The sequence below is a fragment of the Desulfoscipio gibsoniae DSM 7213 genome (assembly GCF_000233715.2).
GTDB classification, from domain to species: Bacteria; Bacillota; Desulfotomaculia; order Desulfotomaculales; family Desulfallaceae; genus Sporotomaculum; species Sporotomaculum gibsoniae.
On sequence record NC_021184.1, the window covers coordinates 1,272,501 to 1,291,435 of the forward strand.

Genomic DNA, 18,935 nt, shown 5'->3' on the forward strand with positions numbered 1-18,935 from the left:
GGAGGTTTGGCACCTCGATGTCGGCTCATCGCATCCTGGGGCTGTAGTAGGTCCCAAGGGTTGGGCTGTTCGCCCATTAAAGCGGTACGTGAGCTGGGTTCAGAACGTCGTGAGACAGTTCGGTCCCTATCCGTCGCAGGCGCAGGAAACTTGCGAGGAGCTGTCCCTAGTACGAGAGGACCGGGATGGACGGATCACTGGCGTACCAGTTATCGCGCCAGCGGTAGCGCTGGGTACCCAAATCCGGACGGGATAAGCGCTGAAGGCATCTAAGCGCGAAGCCCCCCTCTAGATAAGGTTTCCCATCCAGTTAATGGAGTAAGACCCCTGGTAGACTACCAGGTAGATAGGCCGGACGTGCAAGCACAGCAATGTGTGCAGCGGACCGGTACTAATAGGTCGAGGGCTTGACCTGATTCTCGGTGATCAATAATAGCATTACTTGATGATAATAAAACTTGCTAAGCTGTGCATTTTTGAGGGAATAATAGGTTCCTAAAAAGTTCATAAAGTTTTCCGGTGACCATACTGGAGAGGATACACCCGTTCCCATCCCGAACACGGAAGTTAAGCTCTTCAAGGCCGATGGTACTTGGGCTTTAAGCCCTGGGAGAGTAGGTCGTTGCCGGAATTAATTTTAAACGACCCCCTGGTTATGTGCCGGGGGTCGTTTTTTCATATAATGAAATTAGTTGAATCGAATTAAATCTCTCTGGACTTAACCTGTTGCTTGCGGATATTATACTTAATATAGGCATGATGATGTAATGATTAAAGCTGACTAATATGGGATAGAGGCCGGGATTAGTTATACTGTTTGAAATGTATTGAGGTGTTTAATGATTACTAACAACAAAAATAATAAAGATGGAACGGACCACATGCCTGTTGAACGTGGAAATAAAAATATTACAGGTGATACTGTTAATAATGAATATGTAAATAATCAAAACAATGAAGATAAGTACAATGATGATGAATACTTTGCTGATGATTATGAGGATTATTGTGATTATATAGCTGATTCTTTTTCAGAAGACGGTTTTGGTGATGATGGTAGCTATAACCGTGAAGAAGCCGATGAGCATATGCCGTCTCGGCCCTCCTGGCCGTTGCGTGTAGTAGCCCTGGTTACAGCTCTGGCGTTTTTGGGTCTTATTGCGGTCACTTCTTGGCCTGCTTTACAAGCGCCCCTGGGAGATTTGGTAAATCGGTCTCTGCAGTTGGAGAAAGACATAAATATTCAGCGGTTGCAGGAGGCGGTGGTGCAAATCGAGGTGGTAGCTCGCAAGCAAGGTGTACTGACTGCTGTGGAACAAAAATCGGGTACTGGTTTTAACATAGACCCCTGTGGGAGGATAGTTACCAACCACCATGTTATCCAGGACGCTTTGAACATAGTGATTAGTTTTCCGGACGGTAAAATATATAAGGCCGCCAATTGGGCCAGCAAGCCTGAATTGGACCTGGCGGTGGTTACTCTGCAGGCAGACCAACTGCCGGTGGTACCGTTAAATATCCAAGAGCAGCCGGTGCCTGGTGATAAAATTAGAGTGGTGGGCAACCCCCTGGGCCTAAATAATATTGTAGCCGAGGGCCAAGTTGAGCAATACTGGTTGTTTGGGGACAAGCCCGCCAGAGTATTTGGTATTAGTGCCCCCATATACCCCGGTAATAGCGGCAGTCCTGTATTCGACCACAATGGTCAGGTGGTGGGAGTGGTGTTTGGCAATTGGCATAGGAATGTAGACGGTGTAGATAAGGTTACCGGCCTTGCCGTTCCAATTCAAGAGTTGTTGGATTTACATATCTAAGTTCCATCATTCCAATTGAAAAGCCGGGGGCTTAACATGACATTAAGGAATTTTAAAAAAATAAAATTTCACTGAACCCTGCATCGAATAGGCAAGGTGCGGCCATGCTAAATACGACCTGCGAGAACACTGAGCTAGCCGGCTTGATGTTGAAGGTTATATATAGCCAAAACTTAAATATACTATTGACAGCATATGCAGGGCCACGTAAAATAGCTATTAAAGGGGAGTAGCTGCCCGGCCTAACGGGTTGTCAAATCGTCAATACAGCTTTGGCTCGGTTTGACATAGCTTAATTATTAAGTGAGCTAAGCGAGACCTTCACGATTTTTGCGTGAAGGTCTCGCTTTTTTATATACCCCGGACAAATGTATTGGAAAACGTGCTAGCTAGAAAATGCGCAAGTCTCTTATAATGAGGCAGGATACTGCAGTGATGCCGATACTACGTGTTTAAAATGAAGTTGGAGGCGATTTTAAATGCTATAAGTCGTTAGCCCTGGCGTTACAATACTCATTAGCAAGGTAATAAATCGGGTCAATAAATATAGAAAGGAAATGGTTATATGCTCATATTATTATATTTAGTAGGTGGTCTGGCGCTAATACTATTGAGTGCCGAGATATTCACCAACGGTATAGAGTGGCTGGGAAAAAGATTAAAGCTATCCGAGGGTGCGGTGGGCAGTGTGCTGGCCGCGGTGGGTACGGCTTTGCCGGAAGCAATGATACCCGTAATGGCTATTTTATTTGGCACAGGAGATGCAGCACATGAGATAGGTATTGGTGCCATTTTGGGCGCGCCGTTTATGCTGGCTACACTGGCGCTGTGCATCACGGGCATCGCCGCGCTGGTATATACGGTGAACGGCCGAAAGCGGGAGTTTATGCATATTGATGATACCATTATGAAAAGGGACCTGCAATTTTTTATCTTGGTCTACTCAGTGGCTATACTGGCAGCCTTTTTACCGGTTGCATACAAATTGCCAGTGGCTATATTATTGGTACTTGCATACATTATTTACGTCTCCCGTACCATCAAAGCGGGAGGTGCACAGGGTGAATCCGAAGTCAAACCACTGCATTTTGCCAAAAAGTATGAACAGCCTGCAACCTCGGTGATATTGCTGCAGGTGCTTACTGCTTTGGTGGGTATTGTTGTCGGTGCACACTTTTTTGTCGATGGTATAGAACACGTGGCTGAACTTTTGCACATATCACCTTTTATATTGTCCATTTTCATTGCTCCCATTGCCACGGAGCTACCGGAAAAATTCAACAGCCTTATCTGGGTGCGCCAGGGTAAGGATACTCTGGCATTGGGCAACATCACCGGGGCTATGGTGTTTCAAAGTTCCATGATCCCGGCCATGGGGATCGCTTTGACGCCCTGGGTGCTGAACGATTTGGCTCTGATAAGTGCTTTACTGGCCCTGGCGGGGGCGGGGTTAGTTTACCTTAGCCTGCAGATAAAAAAATCCCTTCGTCCCTCAACCCTGGTTTTAACCGGTGGGCTGTATGCAGCATTTGTTATGTCCGCTTTCATTGTATAATAAGTGGATTGCACCGGGTGCGCTGGACGGTATCAAGTTTACAATCCCCGAGCCTTTGGGCGCTGGGTGGTGATATTTTCGCCATATCCAGGTCAGCAATTAAAGTGTAACGTTATACTGTACAGTATTTGGTGCATATTATATAATATAGCTAGGGGGTGATAGCCTTGGGGAGTTGAAATACTATAAAATCGGTACCATAGCCCAGCTTGCCGGGGTAAGCAGGAGAACCATTGACTATTACACCAACCTGGGTTTGCTTAAACCAATTCGTTCGGAGAATAATTATCGTTACTATACCGGACACACTCTGGCCCGGCTTAAAATTATTGAGACTTTGAAAGCGCAGCGGTTTACCCTGGAAGAAATAAGGGAACAGATGACCATGTTGGACCAAGATCAAGCCGGGCATCCGGACAACCCGATTAATATCGATTATATCCGGAAGCAAATAAAACAGTTGGAAGAGCAGCTCACCCAACTACAGCCTGCTGCGACCGGCCTGGATTCCAGCCAGGCGGCTGTGCTGTCCAGGCAGGTAATGCTGAGGGGGATGGCCGTTATGAATGCACTAATTATATATATTAATGAAATAACCATTATGATATAAAAAACTTTGGTTTTACTCTATACAGACGGCCTGGTATCCAGCTCTCCCCGATATTTCGATTTAAATTTTAAAATTAATAAAAGGAGGGTTTAAATGAATACCTTAAAAGTATGGTTATTAATGGGTGCGCTTTCCATCATACTGGTGTTAATGGGTAACGCCATTTTTGGCCAGTCGGGCGCTATGTTGTTTTTCTTAATTGCGATGGCCATGAACTTTTTCAGCTACTTTTACAGCGATAAAATTGCTATTAAAATGACACGCTCCTACCCTGTTTCCCAGGGTGAGGCGCCCGAGCTTTATGACATAGTGCAAAGGTTATCCCGGCGGGCTGGTATCCCCATGCCCAAACTTTATGTAACACCATCGGACCAACCTAACGCCTTTGCCACCGGGAGAAACCCCTCCCATGCGGCGGTGGCTGTTACCGAGGGCCTTATGCGACTGCTAAATCGGTCCGAGGTGGAGGGTGTATTGGCCCACGAGCTGGCGCATATAAAAAACAGAGACGTGCTGTTGGGTACTATAGCGGCCGCCCTGGCCGGTGCCATTACCATGATGGCCAACGCTTTTCAATGGGCTCTCATATTCGGCATGGGCAGGGGTGAAGATGAGGAAGGCGGCGGCATGTTGGGTGGACTGGTGATGGCCATAATAGCACCCATTGCTGCTATGATTGTGCAAATGGCCATTTCCCGATCCAGGGAATATATGGCCGATGCTACAGGTGCCCGCATTGCCGGTTCACCGGATGGGCTGGCCAATGCCTTGTTGAAACTGGAATCCGCGGCGCATCGTATTCCCATGCAGGCTAACCCGGCGACTTCTCATTTGTTTATCGTTAATCCACTTTCCGGAGCTTCAGTGGCTAGACTGTTCAGCACCCACCCGCCCATCCAGGACCGGGTGGCCAGATTGAAGGGTATGAGGTAATACCTGTACCCCTTTTTATGGATTATCATACCAGCGGATTATTACCGGTATCTTTAAAAAGTATAATCGGTTCCGTAGTGAAAATACCGGCAGCCTTTAAATGCTGCCGGTATAGATGTATGTATAACATATTAATATAATAATGAGTATTGCCAACCCATTTTACATTAGTTATGATTAAATGATCGTGGTTTCAGGAGGAGAATGTGGACTATAAAAGTGTGGCCATGGAACTGGTTGATCTTTACGGCTACTGGGCACTTTTTTTTACTATGTTTATTGATACCCTTGGTATTCCTATGCCATCAAAGACAATGCTTACCTTATCAGGTTATTTTTCACATATAGGCATTTTTAATTTTGCTCAAATTTTTATAGTAGCTATGGCCGGAACACTGGGGGGATTTTCCTCGGGATACACTATAGGGCGGAAAATTGGCAAGCCGTTTATAGAGAAATACGGCCGTTATGTACGTATAACACCTAGTAAAATCGCTAACCTGGAAAAGTGGTTTGATAAATACGGACCATACGCAATCTTTATCGCTTATTTTTTACCGGTGGCCCGGAGTGTTGTGCCCTACCTTTCCGGTATAAGTAAAATGCCTTTTATTACAGCGATGGGCATGGCGGCGGTAGGAGCTGCCTGTTGGATAATCCTGCTCATATCGTTTGGTTTAGTCATTGGGCAAAACTGGATGAAATTAGAGGAGTTGTTTATTGATTATTACCCATATTTAATTACCGGCGTAATGGCACTTGTTGTGGTGGCTGTTTTCAGGAAACTAAGCAAAAAAAAGAAAAACAAGCAAGTTCAATGATAATTTTCAAGTTGTTGGGGATGGAACGATATTATCACTATCACCATATAGGTATGCAGTATATTCGATAAGGTAGAAGTTAGTAATACAATGCAGTTGACAACGTTAACTAAACTATGTTACAATCTTTCTTGCAGGTCACCGAGAAAACCATGTATAAAGTAATGTTGACTGTTTGAGTATGCCGAAGTGGCGGAACTGGCAGACGCACACGACTCAAAATCTACTGCGTGAAAAGCCCTTTTCGACCGGTTGGTGGCTTCCAAACCTGCGTGGTTGCTGGGTTCTTGATAACTGAATAGTCTCTAGGGTTTTTAATATCCCTCCACCATATCCCTCCAAATTCCAAACTCGGATTAGGGAGAGGGAAATTGAAATAAACTTGCCGATGTGGCGGAATTGGCAGACGCACCGCACTCAAAATGCGGCGGATAACTTCCATGCCGGTTCGACTCCGGCCATCGGCACCAGAAATAATCGCTCTTGAACCGCGATATAAGCGGATTCGAGGGCTTTTTCTTTTCTTGCCGCACCTTCCTGTTTGCCGTCCAGCATACCGTCACATAATACATTTAGAGCATATTTGCAGTGCTCTCAGCTCCCTTTTCACCTGGCATTCCGCCCGCTTTGGAGGGATGTCAGGAAGGATATACGCCGATGATGGCGTTGGCCGAAGCGACCTTGGAGCTGAAATCCAGGTGGGTGTAGATATTCGAGGTGGTGGAAATATCACTGTGCCCCAACACTCCTGGATCTCTTTCAGGCTGACGCCGTTATCATTTTATGGGCTTATCCGGCGGACGTCGGCTGATCGTCCTCATAGGAGTTTCACCTCCCCCCATACTGGCAGGCCACCCCCATTGCCTGCGACGGTTTTATCACGCTCGGACTGTGGCTGGACGGAAGTATCATTATCCCTCCGTATGTTTCACCTTAAATGCAACCGACATTTATCATTGCACGGTATTGATCGTTCGCACCTTACCTTCATCCAATCCATGACGGCATTGATACCTCGGCTGTGATTCGGCTGATGCCGGACAGGTGGTCTTGGCGTACCTGCAATATGGCTTCCCTTTTCAGGGCATACGGGGAACGTACCGGAAAGACACCTATTCACTTGTCAAAGACCGTGAGGGGAAAGCTGTCTTGCCCTCTCGCCCTATACATTGAAATGAGAAGGACGAAAAACAGGGTCTGGAAAAAATAATTTTTTAGTGCTGTCTTTATCCCGATATTACGGCTTTCTTTTTTCATAACAAAAGCTGTTGTTTTTCTTTCATATCCAGCAAAAAGCGACAATCGAATATTTAATTATCTCACATAAGACTAATTGTCATAGTCCTGCAAGGACAAAACTAACTAAAAAATATTGAACAAAAAATCGTCCGGAATGTCTTAAAAATTCTCACAAAAGAATGGATTTAAAAAATAATTTAAACAAAACGCTGGCAGAATTTCATAATATCGCAATTGCAAATAAAATTCCTTGATCATCATTCTGACCGCTAACGAATTACTTTATGTAGGCAAAGAATTTGAGCCTTAAGTCTATTAAAGTTGTAGCTGGTAACTTTATCTGTACCATTGCAAGTCAGCTATGATTGGTACAGATAATTTCTACACCAGGGAATTTCATTATTTATATTTTTAGAAAATAGAAACTGGTGAATATCTAACTTCCCGCAATTAAAAGATGCTGCACAGGCATTGAGATATAATCTCCACATTCTTATAAATACTTCATCTTTGCTTTTTTGAATCAAGGGCAAAGCCTGTTCAAAATTTTTGGCCCAATTTTCTAAAGTTCTGCCGTAATGCCGGCGCAAGCTTTCCACATCCAACAAATAAAATTCTTCCTTGGCCATATGGCCTATCAATTCCCGATAATTAGGGATGTAGCCGCCCGGGAAAATATACTTATCAATCCAGGAATTCGTTCCGCCTTCATTATTCCTGATACCGGTAATACAATGCAGCAAAGATAATCCCCCTGCATTCAATAAATTGTTAATATTAGAAAAATATTCGTGCAGACGGTCTTTACCCACATGCTCGATCATGCCGACACTTACTATCCTATCGAATTTTCTGTCTTTCAATTCCCTGTAATCCATAAGCTTGACCTCAAGCAGATCATCCAGCCCGGCATTTTCTATTTTCTTCTTTACTGCGCTCAATTGTTCTGAGCTTAATGTTATTCCCATGGCCTTAACCTTGTGGTTCCGGGCAGCGGAAATGATCAATTCTCCCCAGCCGCAACCAATATCCAGCAATGTTTGGCCTTCTTTTAAATTAAGTTTTTTAAGGATGTGATTCACTTTATTTTTTTGAGCTTGGGTTAATGTGTCGTCATCAGATTCAAAGTACCCGCATGAATAGGTCATTGTATCATCCAGCCATAATTTATAAAATTCGTTACCAATATCATAATGATGTTGGATATTTTTCTTACTTTTCTTAATGTTATTAGAAATCTTTTTGGCAACCTTGGTGGACATATTATTTTTACCCAAGAAACTGTCCAGGTTATGATACAAGGACTCTATGATTTTTTGAATATCGCCTTCTACTTCTAGTTTTTGGTGCATGTAGGCTTCCCCAAAGGCTAACGAAGGATCGGCAATGATATCTGCTTTAGGTATAGGCTCATGCAAAATTAATTTAAACTTACTGTCGCCTTCTCCGTAAATTACTTCTTCTCCGTCCCAGAATTTTACCGTGCAGGTATCAGAGAATAGATCCTTAAGCATGGTTTTATAGAATAACTTGTCAATTCCTTTCAGGTCACTTAATACCGAACCCATTGTCCGATTCTCCCTTCTATCAAATATCTTATGGTTGGTTATCACGCTAACCAAATAATTTCTTATAAGATTCCATTCTTACCCACCCTGTTAACAAGTTGGGCTTCTTTTACGCTTAACTAACTTCTTTCAATGTTCTCCATGCTCCATCATCAAGGGCTCGCTTTTCATAATGACATGTTTCCCAACTTTTGTTGTTCTTCCATGCACTAAGTAATATAACAACAGGCATGCAATCGCAATAATTGCCACAAACGTATACATTCCTCTGTAACCAATGAAAGGAATGATAAATCCTACCAGCAAAGGGCCAATTCCCATTCCTATGTCCGAAAACATGAAATATCATAGGCAACCAAGATTTTAGAACACAACATTGTTTTTCAGACCTCTAATTCATATGGATTTCACACAACCTATTTTATAAATATAACATTGACTGCTTATAAACATAAATATATAATTAATCATGTCGTTATAGCTTTTAAGCTATTAAGGGGGCAGATATATTATGGACTTGCTTCAATTGAGATATTTTCAAGTTGTTGCTCGGTTGGAAAATGTAACCCGTGCAGCAGAAGAACTATACATTGCCCAACCCTCTCTTAGCAAAACAATCGCACGTTTGGAAGAAAGTGTAGGAGTTCCTTTATTTGAGCGCCAAGGAAGAAGAATACGACTTAATCAGTTTGGTAAAACCTTTCTTAAAAGAGTAGAACGAAGCTTTAGAGAATTAGAGGAAGGACAACGTGAGGTGGCAGATTTGGCGGGACTTGACCGTGGAAGCGTTACGGTAGGCGCCACAGCCTCCCCGCAATTACCATACATCTTTAGAGAATATCTAACGCTTCATCCACATGTTAATTTTCGTTTTCTTCAAGCTACACAGCATCTGGAAATACAAGAACGACTAATGAATGGCGAAATTGACCTCTGTATTTCTACTCAGCCTATTGACCAATTAGGAATTCATTGTGAGCCTTTAAAAAATGAAGAAATCTTATTGGCTTTACCACCAGAGCATCGTTTAGCAGGTCGAAAGAGTATACAACTGAAAGAAGTTGCTAATGAACCATTTATTCGCCAGACCGCAGCGTACGGGCTTCGGGAGATTACAGACGATTTTTGTCAACAAGCCGGATTCATTCCCAAGATTGCTAATATTGCATTTGAAAGCTTTACTCCTGAAGTAATATGCAGTCTGGTAAAAGCCGGATTTGGTAACGCCTTTATTCCGGCGTATTGGTGGGATAGCATTAATACGGACTCACTGGTAAAAGTGCATATTGAAAATCCCACTTGTCAGCGAACCATTTGGTTATCGTGGGCTAAAGAGCATTACTTGTCAATGGCAGCTCGTGATTTCAGTAAATTCATAATTGAATATTTCTCACGGTTTAACAGCAACGAACAGACGGCAAAATGCGAAAAATAATTTGCCATAAAACGCAAAAAAGCCCGGCTGGATAAAAACCAATCGAGCATAAAGGAATATATTTCCTATTGTATAATGTGTGTGAGCACACAGCAGGCTGTAATTATTCCATATACATTTTAGGCTTTTTTTAATTGGTCACATAATGATGAATAATGTCGATGCAGATTTAACACGGCGGCAACCTCCTGATACCGCCGCATTCTAAAACTTAATACACCCTCCACTATCCTATTTTTTGAAAAGGAAAACGGCGGCGTGGATTTTTCTTTTATCTATAGGCAGTACCTGTCATCGACAAACTATTATTGCATCTTACAAAATTCATTGACAGAAACGGAAACAGAGGAGTAAAATAGCAGTAGGCATCTGCCTACTGCTATTTTACTCCATGGAGCGTGTATTTTTTATAATAAAGAATCAAAAAACGCTGATTATCTGCATTTATGTGATTTGAAAGGATTATTATCATGAGTCGATTCGGTCATTCTAGCAATAAAACAGTTTTAGCTTCGGAAAATCATAACGCACCCCATCTCCCAGATCGCTCATTCAGGAAGAAGTTGCGCTTGTTGTTAATAATAGGTTTATCTGTACTGGCAATTTTTTTTACACTTGGTTTTGTTATAGGGACGTACTTCAACCGTCCACCGGGACTTAACCAAGGCTATGGTATGACCAGTTTGGAGAACGGAGACGGGCCGGTTATGCCAGACAAAGGTTACAAGGATGGCTTTTATACATTTCTGGTGATAGGAACTGACAAAGACGGCTATCACACTGACACCATTATGGTTGTTTCCTTGGATACTGTCGGCCATAAGATCAATATTGTCTCAGTGCCAAGAGATACGCAGGTGGATGTGCCGCGAAATCCCAAAAAGATCAATGATGCCTATGCTGTTGGTGGCGTGGAGCAATTAAAAGAAGAAATTAAATCCATATTGGGTTTTTCACCCCATTACTATATTGTGGTAGACCTTGAAGCTTTTAAAGAGTTGGTCGATGCCATAGGGGGAGTGAAATTCTCTGTTCCCCAAGACATGAATTGGGATGACCCGGCCCAGGACTTGCACATTCATCTTAAAAAGGGCTTGCAAATTTTGGATGGGAACAAGGCTTTGCAGTTGGTGAGATACAGGAATTACATAAACGCCGACATAGGCCGTATAGAAATACAACAGCATTTTCTTATGGCCTTGGTTGATGAATTGTTAACCGGTTCCAGCATTTCTAAAATTCCTGAATTTGCCGATATCTTTCAACAGCATGTGGAAACCGATTTGTCGCTGCGAGATATGCAATGGTTCGCCCGCCAGGTTATGCAGCTTGACCCGGAAAAAGATTTTACGGTGCAAACCCTGCCTTACAGCAGTTTTGGGGACTACCAAGGACATAATTATGTATATCTGTCGGCAAAAGAGGTAATCAGCTTGGTAAACCGGACAATTAATCCCTATATCCGTGCCATTACCAAGGAAGATATAAAGATTATAAGAATGGAGGACTGAGGTCATGATAAGCAAGAAGGTTACCCTTTCAGACGCGGAATGGAAGATTATGAGGCTCCTTTGGGAAAGCTCACCCCTTTCCTGCCGCCAAATTGAAGATGCGCTCAAGGAGGAAACCGGCTGGACCAGACATGACATCTTTTCCTTTCTCAAGCGCATGGAAGCCAAGGACGCATTGCGAAGGGAGGATGCCAATCCGCAGCTTTATTATCCTTTGCTGGACTACAATGAAGCCGTGACCGGGGAAACCCGTTCTTTTGTAGGAAAACTGTGGAACGGAAACTTGGGCCTGATGGTATCCACCATGATAAAAAATGAGCAGTTGGACGAGGAAGAAATCGATGAACTGATGAAAGCACTTCAAGAAGCAAAACAATCAAAGGAAGGCGGCCAAGTATGATAGAGAATATTTTACGCCTTTTACTGCAAATTACTTTGACCTCATCCCTGTTGATTGCCGTACTGCTGGTATTGCGCATGGTGTTTAGGGGAAAACTACGACCCACCTGGCAATATGCGGCTTGGATTTTGGTACTCATACGGCTTCTGATCCCGTTGAATATCTCCAGCCCATTCAGTGTTATGAACATTATCCAACCTCCGCCTATTACAACGGTTGAAACCCATGGATCGGATCTGCAAACATTTTCTTCTCCTTTTATTGAGCCACTGACATATTCCGAGCCGCAAAGCAACACAGCGGTACAGGTTAGAACTGAAAAAAATACTAGTTATATAGAAAAAATCGACTTGTTCCAAATGCTGTTTATCTTATGGGTAATCGGTGCTTTGGCTGTGTTTGTATACATGCTAATCCTGAACAGGGTATTCCAACGCAGGTTGCGCCAGTCGGCTATAGAGCTATCATTTGACCAGATCCCCTTCTACCGTGACCTATGCCGTCAGGTCGGGATAAAAACTCCATTGCCGGTTGTTATTTCCCATCACTTGACTTCCCCTTGCCTGGTCGGCCTGTTTCGCTCTTACATTGCCATCACGCCGGAGGCCAAAACAGACAGGACAATACTAAGACATGTATTGCTGCATGAGCTTTGCCACTTCAAACAGAAAGACAATCTTTTCTCTCTGCTTCGGAATATTTGTTGTATTATTTACTGGTTTAATCCCCTGGTATGGATGGCGGCTCTGGCTTCCCGCGATGATTCCGAATTAAGCTGCGATGACCGGGTGTTGCGTTACCTGGATGAAAAGGAAAGCCTTGAATATGGTCATACGCTCCTTATCTTGTTTAACGCCTGTCACAAGAAAGTTGCCATTCTTAATACGGCTACAGCAATGGCAAACGGGAAAAGCAGAATTAAGACAAGAATTAGCATGATTATCAATCGCCCCAAGACATTAAAGACTATTTCGGTTCTGGCCGCAGGGCTTGTTATTTTACTGGGCGTGATGACTTTAACGAGCGCCAAGGCTGATGATCAGCAAAACCAGGGAGCAACCATACAAGTGGTGGGTGACGGGGGGCTAACCTTGTCCGATAAGGCAGGTGCTTCCCCTATGTTAAACGAAGCCGGTGGCCAACGCACCTTGGATATAGAGTCACTGCGCCTGCTGGCAAATGGAGAATTAACTTTTAGCGATATAATCAACGGCTATAAGGCCGATGAAGTGGTAAAAGATGAGACCTATCAATATACGGCATGGCGCTACACCCTGGATAACGGTTTGCGCTTTGATTTGCAATATATCCAGGAAAAAAACCTGCCTGCTCGATATACCGCCTCACTCAGCCACAGCGGGTCAAATTACATCTTTTTTCCGTGCCGGCCGGAATCACTGGAGCAATTTCTGACGGCCTGCGCTCAAGGGGACCAATATTCTTTAAAAGCCTATGCGAGTTTTGATGCTAAAAAGGTTGCCGAGATAGAGTATGATGAGACAAAACAAGCGGCGGCAAGCTTAAGGGTTTTCGATGAGGGCCGGATCTATACCCTGGATGAAAGCGGCTTATTCGGAGGCCATCTTGCTTATCACAGATTCTCGCCACGATAAGCTCAAGCATATTTCCCGCATACCGGAATTCCTCCCGATATTGGTCGGTTACAACCTCCAGGGGATTTTGAAATAGCAGGAGGTAATCCAGTTCCTCCAGTTCATAGTGATGGTTTACTGTCAAATACCTGTGGGCCTGGGTATAGGCTGCGATTTCCTCCGTTTTTTCAAAAATGCCTTCGCCGTCCACTTTGAGCAACTTTTCCTTGTAGTCCGTAAAGTTCCGGTGGATGCGGTTTATTAGTAGTGTTTTCTTATCCATCAGGTTCTCCTTTCCGGCGCTGTGACCGCCTTCATAATATCCTGTACCGCCTTTCTGAGCCGGTTGGCTTCATCTTGAAATGCCGTCTTGTCAATAGCCCGGTGGCATTGGCCTTGGCCGCAATCTGGTTCAGGTTGCCGCCGATGGCGTGCAATTCCCGCGTCATGGAAAAATAGTCGGGAGGGGGCAGCTCCTTGGGCACATAGCCGTTGATAAGGGAACGGAGATAACCTTCCTGTGACAATCCCGCTTTTTTGGCGCTGGTATGAAGCCGTGTATTTTCTTCTTTATTCAGCCAGACTTGAACGCGGATACCTCGTTTTCTCATCGCTCCGGCTCCTTTCGCGCAGGATGGGTGTCCTTGCACTCGATGAGGGCGCGAAATTCCTCCCGCCACTTTTGTTGAAGTTCGTTCATTCACAACACCTCTTTTCTTTATTGATGGGAGTGCAACATGAAGGGGGGTATTAGGGGCGAAAGCCCCTAACAAACGAATTTGGGAGACCAAATTCAGTGCTTGCTGCAACACAAGACAGCGGTCTTGTGTTGGGTGTGGGTTACGATTGTTCTTGTATCACCTGCCGAAAAAAGAAAGAGCAGGAGGTCGTCGCTCCTGCCCGTAATGCTTGTAGCTGATTCCATGAAAAGAAAAAGGCGCTGATTTCTCAATGCCAAAAGCTCGGATAACTTGCTATTCATTTTGTCCAATTCATTATAAGCTCTACTTCACCAGTATTTTCATCAATTTGCTCTTTTGAAACGGCAAAATCTTCTCTTAGGTAAAATTTAACCGCACGAGCATTCTTCTTATAAACTTGCAACGACAATTCAGAGCGGTTCGCCTTGACATAATCAAGTAGAGCTTTTCCTATGCCCTGGGATCGGCTACTTGCATTAATAAATATCCCAGCAATATAACCTTCTATCAACCCAACAAATCCTTGAATTATACTGTTATCTTCGTAAATAAATATGGTTGCATTAGGCAACATCTCTTTAACCACTTCATAATTTCCCTGCCAGTAACTTTTGCTAATAAAATCATGAGCCTCTATGTTGCTTTCAAGCCATATTTTCATAACTATGTCTAATTCATCAATTTTGAACCTTCTAATCATATGTACTCCTATTTTATAAACAATGTAACTTTATTTGATTTCCGAGCATGTTTATACTTGGGTGCTATTGAAACTAAAAACATAACGCATATCTTTAAAAGGCTCCTTCATTATTTCAAAGGAGTATTTCTCATTATTGAACGTGAAACTGTTTCGCTCATAAAATTTTTTGGCTGTCTCGTTATTTTCTAAAACCCATAAATAAACGTCGTTATACCCGGCAATTTTCAGATCATCCAGGGCGGCTTTCAAGAGTTTATGCCCATATCCTTTTCCAAGATACTCCGGCAAAAGATAAATCGAAACAATTTCTCCCCATTCAGGCAATTTCTTATCTCTTGACTTTCCGTAGGCAATACATCCAACGGCTAATTCTTGGTCATAAATAAGCAGCACAGTTACGGTATTAGCCTCAATCCAGCCTTGAAAAGCCTTTACCCAAAAATCATTTTGTAATTCATCGAGATATTGCTGGGGAATAATGCCCCTATAAGCGCTTTCCCAACTGGAGGCATGAATATGGCTTATCGTTTTCGTATCTTGAATCGTTGCTCGCTTTATAACCATAGAATCACCTCGATCATTAGTTCTATATAATAATAATTGGAAATTTTAAGGCTTGGATTCATCGTTCCCTTTTCAGATAAATCATATCGGCAATCCGTTTTCCATTTTCATAGATTGGCTGATCATAATGATCAATGAAAAAATCTTTCATCCGATGGGACTCTGTAAAGCCGCACTTCCGATAAAAATTCAAAGTCTTGGGGCTGTCGCCTGTTCCGACAAGCATAACGCGGCAATCGGCGTAGTGGGAGAACATAAATTCAATCAGGGCATTCCCATAGCCTTTCCGCTGGCAATCCGGCTGAACCGCAATGTTTTTTATTTCATAAGTTCCATCCGCTTCTTTGGTGACCACACATTCGGCCTTAACTCCATCGTCATGCAAAACAAACATTTCGCCTCGCTCAAGATACTTATCTAGCATATCCTCCTGCTCATCCGCCAGCAACAATAGGTCAATATATTCTTTTTTATTTTCTGTAACTTGTACGATATTCATAGAAAATGCCTCTAAAATTCTGATTTTCGCTCAATTTCACTCAATCTTGTACTCAATAATCAACCCCGCCGCCCAATTGAACAGCAGATCAGAGAGCCGCTCAAACTCAGTCTGCGCCATATTCGGCTGCTGCTTAAGATTGATGACGGTCTGCAAAATCTCCCGTTCCTGGGGGTGCAGCAAGGGGATCAGCTCCGCCTTTTGCTTTATGTAGGCGCCGGTTTGGTCATAATAGACCGCCTGCACGGTAAAAGCAGCTGATTTATAAAGGTTTTTCAATATCTCCGCGTCTTTCTCATGCACCATGTTATGCCCGCACAGGTGGTAGATGTTGCAGGCCCCGATGCGTATGGCGCGGTGAATATCCTCCTGATTGATCTGCGGCAGCAGAAAATCAATGCTTCCGAAAACCGGCGTGGTGTCATGATAAAACTGGAACAGATCGGAGCGTTCCCAATTCAGCAGCTCCTGTCGGCCGGAGATAAATCCACACACCTTCTCCCGGTAAAAAAGGGTGTCCAGCATAGCGCCGTAGGCTTTCAGATCTCCCGGAGTGACCTGATCCAGTATGACAACCGCGTCAATGTCGCTGCCGGCTGTTGCCTCGTCCCGTCCATAACTTCCCTGAAGCCCGGCAAACAGCAGGCGGGAACCGAAAAGAGCTTTCAGTCCGTCCAAATATCCTTTCATCCAAGTGTTTATATTAAAATCCATTTTTTGCTCCTTTGGGATGGTTTTATAATCCCTCTGCTAAACCGGAACTTGTACGCTTCTCATTATGCTCATTATAGAAAGTGGCTTGCTCGTTAAATTGAAATTTGTCGGTCTTTTACTGTTAAATGATTACCTCACCTAAGATTTTATCATGCGGAACAATCAAGCACTTTTCTATCGCTTTCCAATGAGTTTCATACAACTGTTTTTGTGCTTTACCATAATTTTTATCTGTATCGAATTCCCAGTAGAGCGCATAGCGAACGCATTTTACAATACGAGTAAGTTTGTCGGGTTGAAGTCCATCCTTAATCGTTTTCATATCCTTTATATAGTGTGTACGCTGTATAAGTCGAAGAGATTGACAACCGTCTATTACTTTCATCATTTGAACAGCGTCTTTCATAATAGCTTCAAACTCATTCGTCTTATCTGGCTTTACCTGATAAATACTAATTTCCGAAAATGACATCCTCCACCTCCTCTAAATTTCTGGTACAGAATCAAATCCATTTCTCCACGAACACTCTGTGGTATTTATTCGGTGGTATAAACTCTGCATTCAAAAACGAAAATCGCCCAAGCATTTGGTGCAGAGAACGGATGATGTCCATCTGATCATTTTTGATTTTGTAGAAATCGGATGGCTCAGTCCCTACAGGAATTTAAAAAACACAAACAAACTCAAAATTTCAATGAAATAGAGTTTTATTGTATCTCCGAAAAACCAATTTCATCTAAAATTTGAACAATCAAATGGCAGATATCCGTAAAATCAATGTCCTTCGTATAGTCAAAGTCTTTTTGGTATTTCCGCCAAAACCCTTTCATTTGTTCGCTTTCCGCAATGGTGTTCAGAACAGCCTTATAATTTGACATGACGGCAAGACTCTTGCGTCGGGACGCGGTTTCCGCCAACGCGCTTTTTAATACTGACCTGTCGCATTCATGGCCTCTAAGCTGATACAAAATGTAAATGTCATAAAAATCTCTCGGCCTGGTATTGGCAATTCCACGGGTCACTATGGTTTCCAGCTTTTCGGCCAGCACGGTTTCCAGATTATACGCCATGATTTTGATCGTCCTGTCCTCAAATAAAAGTCTGAAGGTGTATTCTATTGCTTGGGGAGTGATTTTGTCTTCAGTCGTAACATCCACGGAAAGGGGAACAGCCAGTGGCGGATAATTGGCCCTCATCGCTACTCTGATTCCCGGATAATCGTCGCCTTCCCGTATATCGGAAGTATTCAGCACTTCAAATTTGACATTGTCCTCAATGGGAGTGGCGCCTATTTCCTCAAAAATTCTCCTGACCGTATCATGGGTAACGTCAAAACCTCTGATGGTGGTATCCAGGTCCATCGTCGCCCTTGTATCCAGTCCGACAATGGCTGAAATCAAAAAGCCGCCTTTCAAAGTCAGATTGGATTGATATTTGGACACGGAAATACGTTCCAATAACCGTTCCAGCATATAGTTTTGCATGACAAGCTGGGCGGAAATGTTTTTTTCGGCGGCCATCTTTTTAATATAGGCCTTCAATTGCATGGGGTTTTTGGCTGTCATAGCAAAACCTCCATATAGTTCAGTATTTTGGGCTTTACCCGTATTTTCCCGGCATAGTCGAATAGCTTCGGGATATTTTTCCCCGGCATTTTGGCGTATTGCTTCATTGCCTGATTGACGATCTGGATGTCGCAGGTGTTATTCCCTTTGACGATATCGCAAAGTGTCCGTTCCACATCGTACAAACGGATCGGATTCCCACAGGGAGAAATTCCGGTGGTCAATCCAAGTTCATATAAATCTTGCACGGACTTTCGAATGATAACATTTTCTTGTTTGAGGGATTTGACATGATAACCATAGGGGAACGTCATGACATATTTCAGAGGCGTCCTGTCCGTCAGGCCATGAATGTACAAGGCCGTTTCATGGGAAAAAATGCCTCTACTGTACTTGTATTGCAGGATATACATTTCATCTTCCCATATTTCCGGTTTGCTATAAATTCCCCGGTCAAGTTTAACCAGGAGCTTCATGTCCATCATTTTTTTCAGATAATGCCTGGGTATATTGGCTGCGGTGACCTGTGAAGCAGTAATCACTCCGTTGTTCTGTTCGAGAACCTCTTGGATTTTGTCAATATGCTTCATTGTGCACCACCTCCTCCCTTAATACAATTACACTCTATATTATATCGTTCTAGAGTGTAGTTGTATACATCTAAGAGGTTAAGTACTGCCGAGTTTTATTTTTCTCTTCATATTGCTATT

General features: G+C 43.3%; 18 protein-coding genes, 1 tRNA gene, 2 rRNA genes and 1 pseudogene (1 of these 22 only partly in view). 12 read left to right on the forward strand and 10 right to left on the reverse strand.

Going from position 1 to position 18,935, the window contains the following annotated elements; genetic code table 11:
- The 8 genes from DESGI_RS05840 to DESGI_RS05875 all read left to right on the forward strand — a co-directional run.
- Nucleotides 1–415, forward strand: a 23S ribosomal RNA gene (locus DESGI_RS05840) (it extends 2,535 nt beyond the left edge of the window).
- Between the two features lie 100 nt (nt 416–515).
- Nucleotides 516–631, forward strand: a 5S ribosomal RNA gene (gene rrf, locus DESGI_RS05845).
- A 208-nt stretch (nt 632–839) separates the two neighbouring features.
- On the forward strand, nt 840–1,814 hold the full coding sequence (locus DESGI_RS22950) for a S1C family serine protease (RefSeq protein ID WP_006524247.1): 975 nt from the start codon (nt 840–842) through the stop codon (nt 1,812–1,814).
- Nucleotides 1,815–2,379: 565 nt separating this feature from the next.
- Nucleotides 2,380–3,369 carry a sodium:calcium antiporter gene (locus DESGI_RS05855; RefSeq protein ID WP_006524248.1) on the forward strand — a complete coding sequence of 330 codons (990 nt, stop codon included), beginning with the start codon at nt 2,380–2,382 and terminating at the stop codon, nt 3,367–3,369.
- A gap of 175 nt (nt 3,370–3,544) precedes the next feature.
- Nucleotides 3,545–3,979 carry a MerR family transcriptional regulator gene (locus DESGI_RS05860; protein ID WP_006524249.1) on the forward strand — a complete coding sequence of 145 codons (435 nt, stop codon included), beginning with the start codon at nt 3,545–3,547 and terminating at the stop codon, nt 3,977–3,979.
- Nucleotides 3,980–4,072: 93 nt separating this feature from the next.
- Nucleotides 4,073–4,912, forward strand: a complete 840-nt coding sequence (locus DESGI_RS05865; RefSeq protein WP_006524250.1) for a zinc metalloprotease HtpX — start codon at nt 4,073–4,075, stop codon at nt 4,910–4,912.
- A gap of 206 nt (nt 4,913–5,118) precedes the next feature.
- Nucleotides 5,119–5,733, forward strand: a complete 615-nt coding sequence (locus DESGI_RS22955) for a DedA family protein (RefSeq protein ID WP_006524251.1) — start codon at nt 5,119–5,121, stop codon at nt 5,731–5,733.
- 384 nt (nt 5,734–6,117) lie between these two features.
- Nucleotides 6,118–6,203 (forward strand) — tRNA-Leu (locus DESGI_RS05875).
- A gap of 168 nt (nt 6,204–6,371) precedes the next feature.
- Here the strand turns inward: DESGI_RS05875 and DESGI_RS25590 are convergent.
- Nucleotides 6,372–6,508: pseudogene (locus tag DESGI_RS25590) on the reverse strand (tyrosine-type recombinase/integrase); the annotation flags it as partial.
- A gap of 823 nt (nt 6,509–7,331) precedes the next feature.
- Nucleotides 7,332–8,540, reverse strand: a complete 1,209-nt coding sequence (locus DESGI_RS05880; RefSeq protein ID WP_006524253.1) for an SAM-dependent methyltransferase — start codon at nt 8,538–8,540, stop codon at nt 7,332–7,334.
- A 511-nt stretch (nt 8,541–9,051) separates the two neighbouring features.
- Here DESGI_RS05880 and DESGI_RS05885 point away from each other — a divergent pair.
- From DESGI_RS05885 to DESGI_RS05900, 4 genes are all read left to right on the forward strand, one after another.
- Nucleotides 9,052–9,975, forward strand: coding sequence for a LysR family transcriptional regulator (locus DESGI_RS05885; protein ID WP_006524255.1), 924 nt, complete (start codon nt 9,052–9,054; stop codon nt 9,973–9,975).
- 569 nt (nt 9,976–10,544) lie between these two features.
- Nucleotides 10,545–11,486 carry an LCP family protein gene (locus DESGI_RS05890; protein ID WP_052543927.1) on the forward strand — a complete coding sequence of 314 codons (942 nt, stop codon included), beginning with the start codon at nt 10,545–10,547 and terminating at the stop codon, nt 11,484–11,486.
- Nucleotides 11,487–11,490: 4 nt separating this feature from the next.
- Complete coding sequence (locus DESGI_RS05895) at nt 11,491–11,886, forward strand: BlaI/MecI/CopY family transcriptional regulator (protein WP_006524257.1); 396 nt, start codon at nt 11,491–11,493, stop codon at nt 11,884–11,886.
- Entirely contained in the window at nt 11,883–13,499 is a 1,617-nt protein-coding gene (locus DESGI_RS05900) for a M56 family metallopeptidase (RefSeq protein WP_006524258.1), read from the forward strand. Before DESGI_RS05895 ends, DESGI_RS05900 begins: the two co-directional genes overlap by 4 nt.
- Nucleotides 13,500–13,792: 293 nt before the next feature.
- Here the strand turns inward: DESGI_RS05900 and DESGI_RS05905 are convergent, their stop codons facing one another.
- From DESGI_RS05905 to DESGI_RS05940, 8 genes are all read right to left on the reverse strand, one after another.
- Nucleotides 13,793–14,089, reverse strand: coding sequence for a plasmid mobilization protein (locus DESGI_RS05905; RefSeq protein WP_006524260.1), 297 nt, complete (start codon nt 14,087–14,089; stop codon nt 13,793–13,795).
- 367 nt (nt 14,090–14,456) lie between these two features.
- Entirely contained in the window at nt 14,457–14,879 is a 423-nt protein-coding gene (locus tag DESGI_RS05910; protein ID WP_006524262.1) for an N-acetyltransferase, read from the reverse strand.
- A gap of 51 nt (nt 14,880–14,930) precedes the next feature.
- Complete coding sequence (locus tag DESGI_RS05915) at nt 14,931–15,446, reverse strand: GNAT family N-acetyltransferase (RefSeq protein ID WP_006524263.1); 516 nt, start codon at nt 15,444–15,446, stop codon at nt 14,931–14,933.
- A 58-nt stretch (nt 15,447–15,504) separates the two neighbouring features.
- Nucleotides 15,505–15,945 (reverse strand): GNAT family N-acetyltransferase, encoded by a 441-nt coding sequence (locus tag DESGI_RS05920; RefSeq protein ID WP_006524264.1) that lies wholly within the window; start codon nt 15,943–15,945, stop codon nt 15,505–15,507.
- Nucleotides 15,946–15,981: 36 nt separating this feature from the next.
- Nucleotides 15,982–16,659: a nucleotidyltransferase domain-containing protein gene (locus DESGI_RS05925; RefSeq protein ID WP_006524265.1), complete on the reverse strand. Its 678-nt coding sequence runs from the start codon at nt 16,657–16,659 to the stop codon at nt 15,982–15,984.
- A 121-nt stretch (nt 16,660–16,780) separates the two neighbouring features.
- Nucleotides 16,781–17,131, reverse strand: coding sequence for a hypothetical protein (locus tag DESGI_RS05930; protein ID WP_006524266.1), 351 nt, complete (start codon nt 17,129–17,131; stop codon nt 16,781–16,783).
- A gap of 236 nt (nt 17,132–17,367) precedes the next feature.
- Nucleotides 17,368–18,225 carry a nucleotidyl transferase AbiEii/AbiGii toxin family protein gene (locus tag DESGI_RS05935; RefSeq protein ID WP_006524267.1) on the reverse strand — a complete coding sequence of 286 codons (858 nt, stop codon included), beginning with the start codon at nt 18,223–18,225 and terminating at the stop codon, nt 17,368–17,370.
- Nucleotides 18,222–18,815: a type IV toxin-antitoxin system AbiEi family antitoxin domain-containing protein gene (locus DESGI_RS05940; RefSeq protein ID WP_006524268.1), complete on the reverse strand. Its 594-nt coding sequence runs from the start codon at nt 18,813–18,815 to the stop codon at nt 18,222–18,224. The genes DESGI_RS05935 and DESGI_RS05940 overlap by 4 nt, the downstream gene beginning before the upstream one ends.
- Nucleotides 18,816–18,935: the final 120 nt, after the last annotated feature.

Bases quoted from the DNA above. Each gene is read 5' to 3' on its own strand.
- DESGI_RS22950 (WP_006524247.1), top strand. From the start codon at position 840: ATGATTACTAACAACAAAAATAATAAAGATGGAACGGACCACATGCCT.
- DESGI_RS05855 (WP_006524248.1), top strand. From the start codon at position 2,380: ATGCTCATATTATTATATTTAGTAGGTGGTCTGGCGCTAATACTATTG.
- DESGI_RS05865 (WP_006524250.1), top strand. From the start codon at position 4,073: ATGAATACCTTAAAAGTATGGTTATTAATGGGTGCGCTTTCCATCATA.
- DESGI_RS05880 (WP_006524253.1), bottom strand. From the start codon at position 8,540: ATGGGTTCGGTATTAAGTGACCTGAAAGGAATTGACAAGTTATTCTAT.
- DESGI_RS05885 (WP_006524255.1), top strand. From the start codon at position 9,052: ATGGACTTGCTTCAATTGAGATATTTTCAAGTTGTTGCTCGGTTGGAA.
- DESGI_RS05895 (WP_006524257.1), top strand. From the start codon at position 11,491: ATGATAAGCAAGAAGGTTACCCTTTCAGACGCGGAATGGAAGATTATG.
- DESGI_RS05900 (WP_006524258.1), top strand. From the start codon at position 11,883: ATGATAGAGAATATTTTACGCCTTTTACTGCAAATTACTTTGACCTCA.
- DESGI_RS05905 (WP_006524260.1), bottom strand. From the start codon at position 14,089: ATGAGAAAACGAGGTATCCGCGTTCAAGTCTGGCTGAATAAAGAAGAA.
- DESGI_RS05910 (WP_006524262.1), bottom strand. From the start codon at position 14,879: ATGATTAGAAGGTTCAAAATTGATGAATTAGACATAGTTATGAAAATA.
- DESGI_RS05915 (WP_006524263.1), bottom strand. From the start codon at position 15,446: ATGGTTATAAAGCGAGCAACGATTCAAGATACGAAAACGATAAGCCAT.
- DESGI_RS05920 (WP_006524264.1), bottom strand. From the start codon at position 15,945: ATGAATATCGTACAAGTTACAGAAAATAAAAAAGAATATATTGACCTA.
- DESGI_RS05925 (WP_006524265.1), bottom strand. From the start codon at position 16,659: ATGGATTTTAATATAAACACTTGGATGAAAGGATATTTGGACGGACTG.
- DESGI_RS05930 (WP_006524266.1), bottom strand. From the start codon at position 17,131: ATGTCATTTTCGGAAATTAGTATTTATCAGGTAAAGCCAGATAAGACG.
- DESGI_RS05935 (WP_006524267.1), bottom strand. From the start codon at position 18,225: ATGACAGCCAAAAACCCCATGCAATTGAAGGCCTATATTAAAAAGATG.
- DESGI_RS05940 (WP_006524268.1), bottom strand. From the start codon at position 18,815: ATGAAGCATATTGACAAAATCCAAGAGGTTCTCGAACAGAACAACGGA.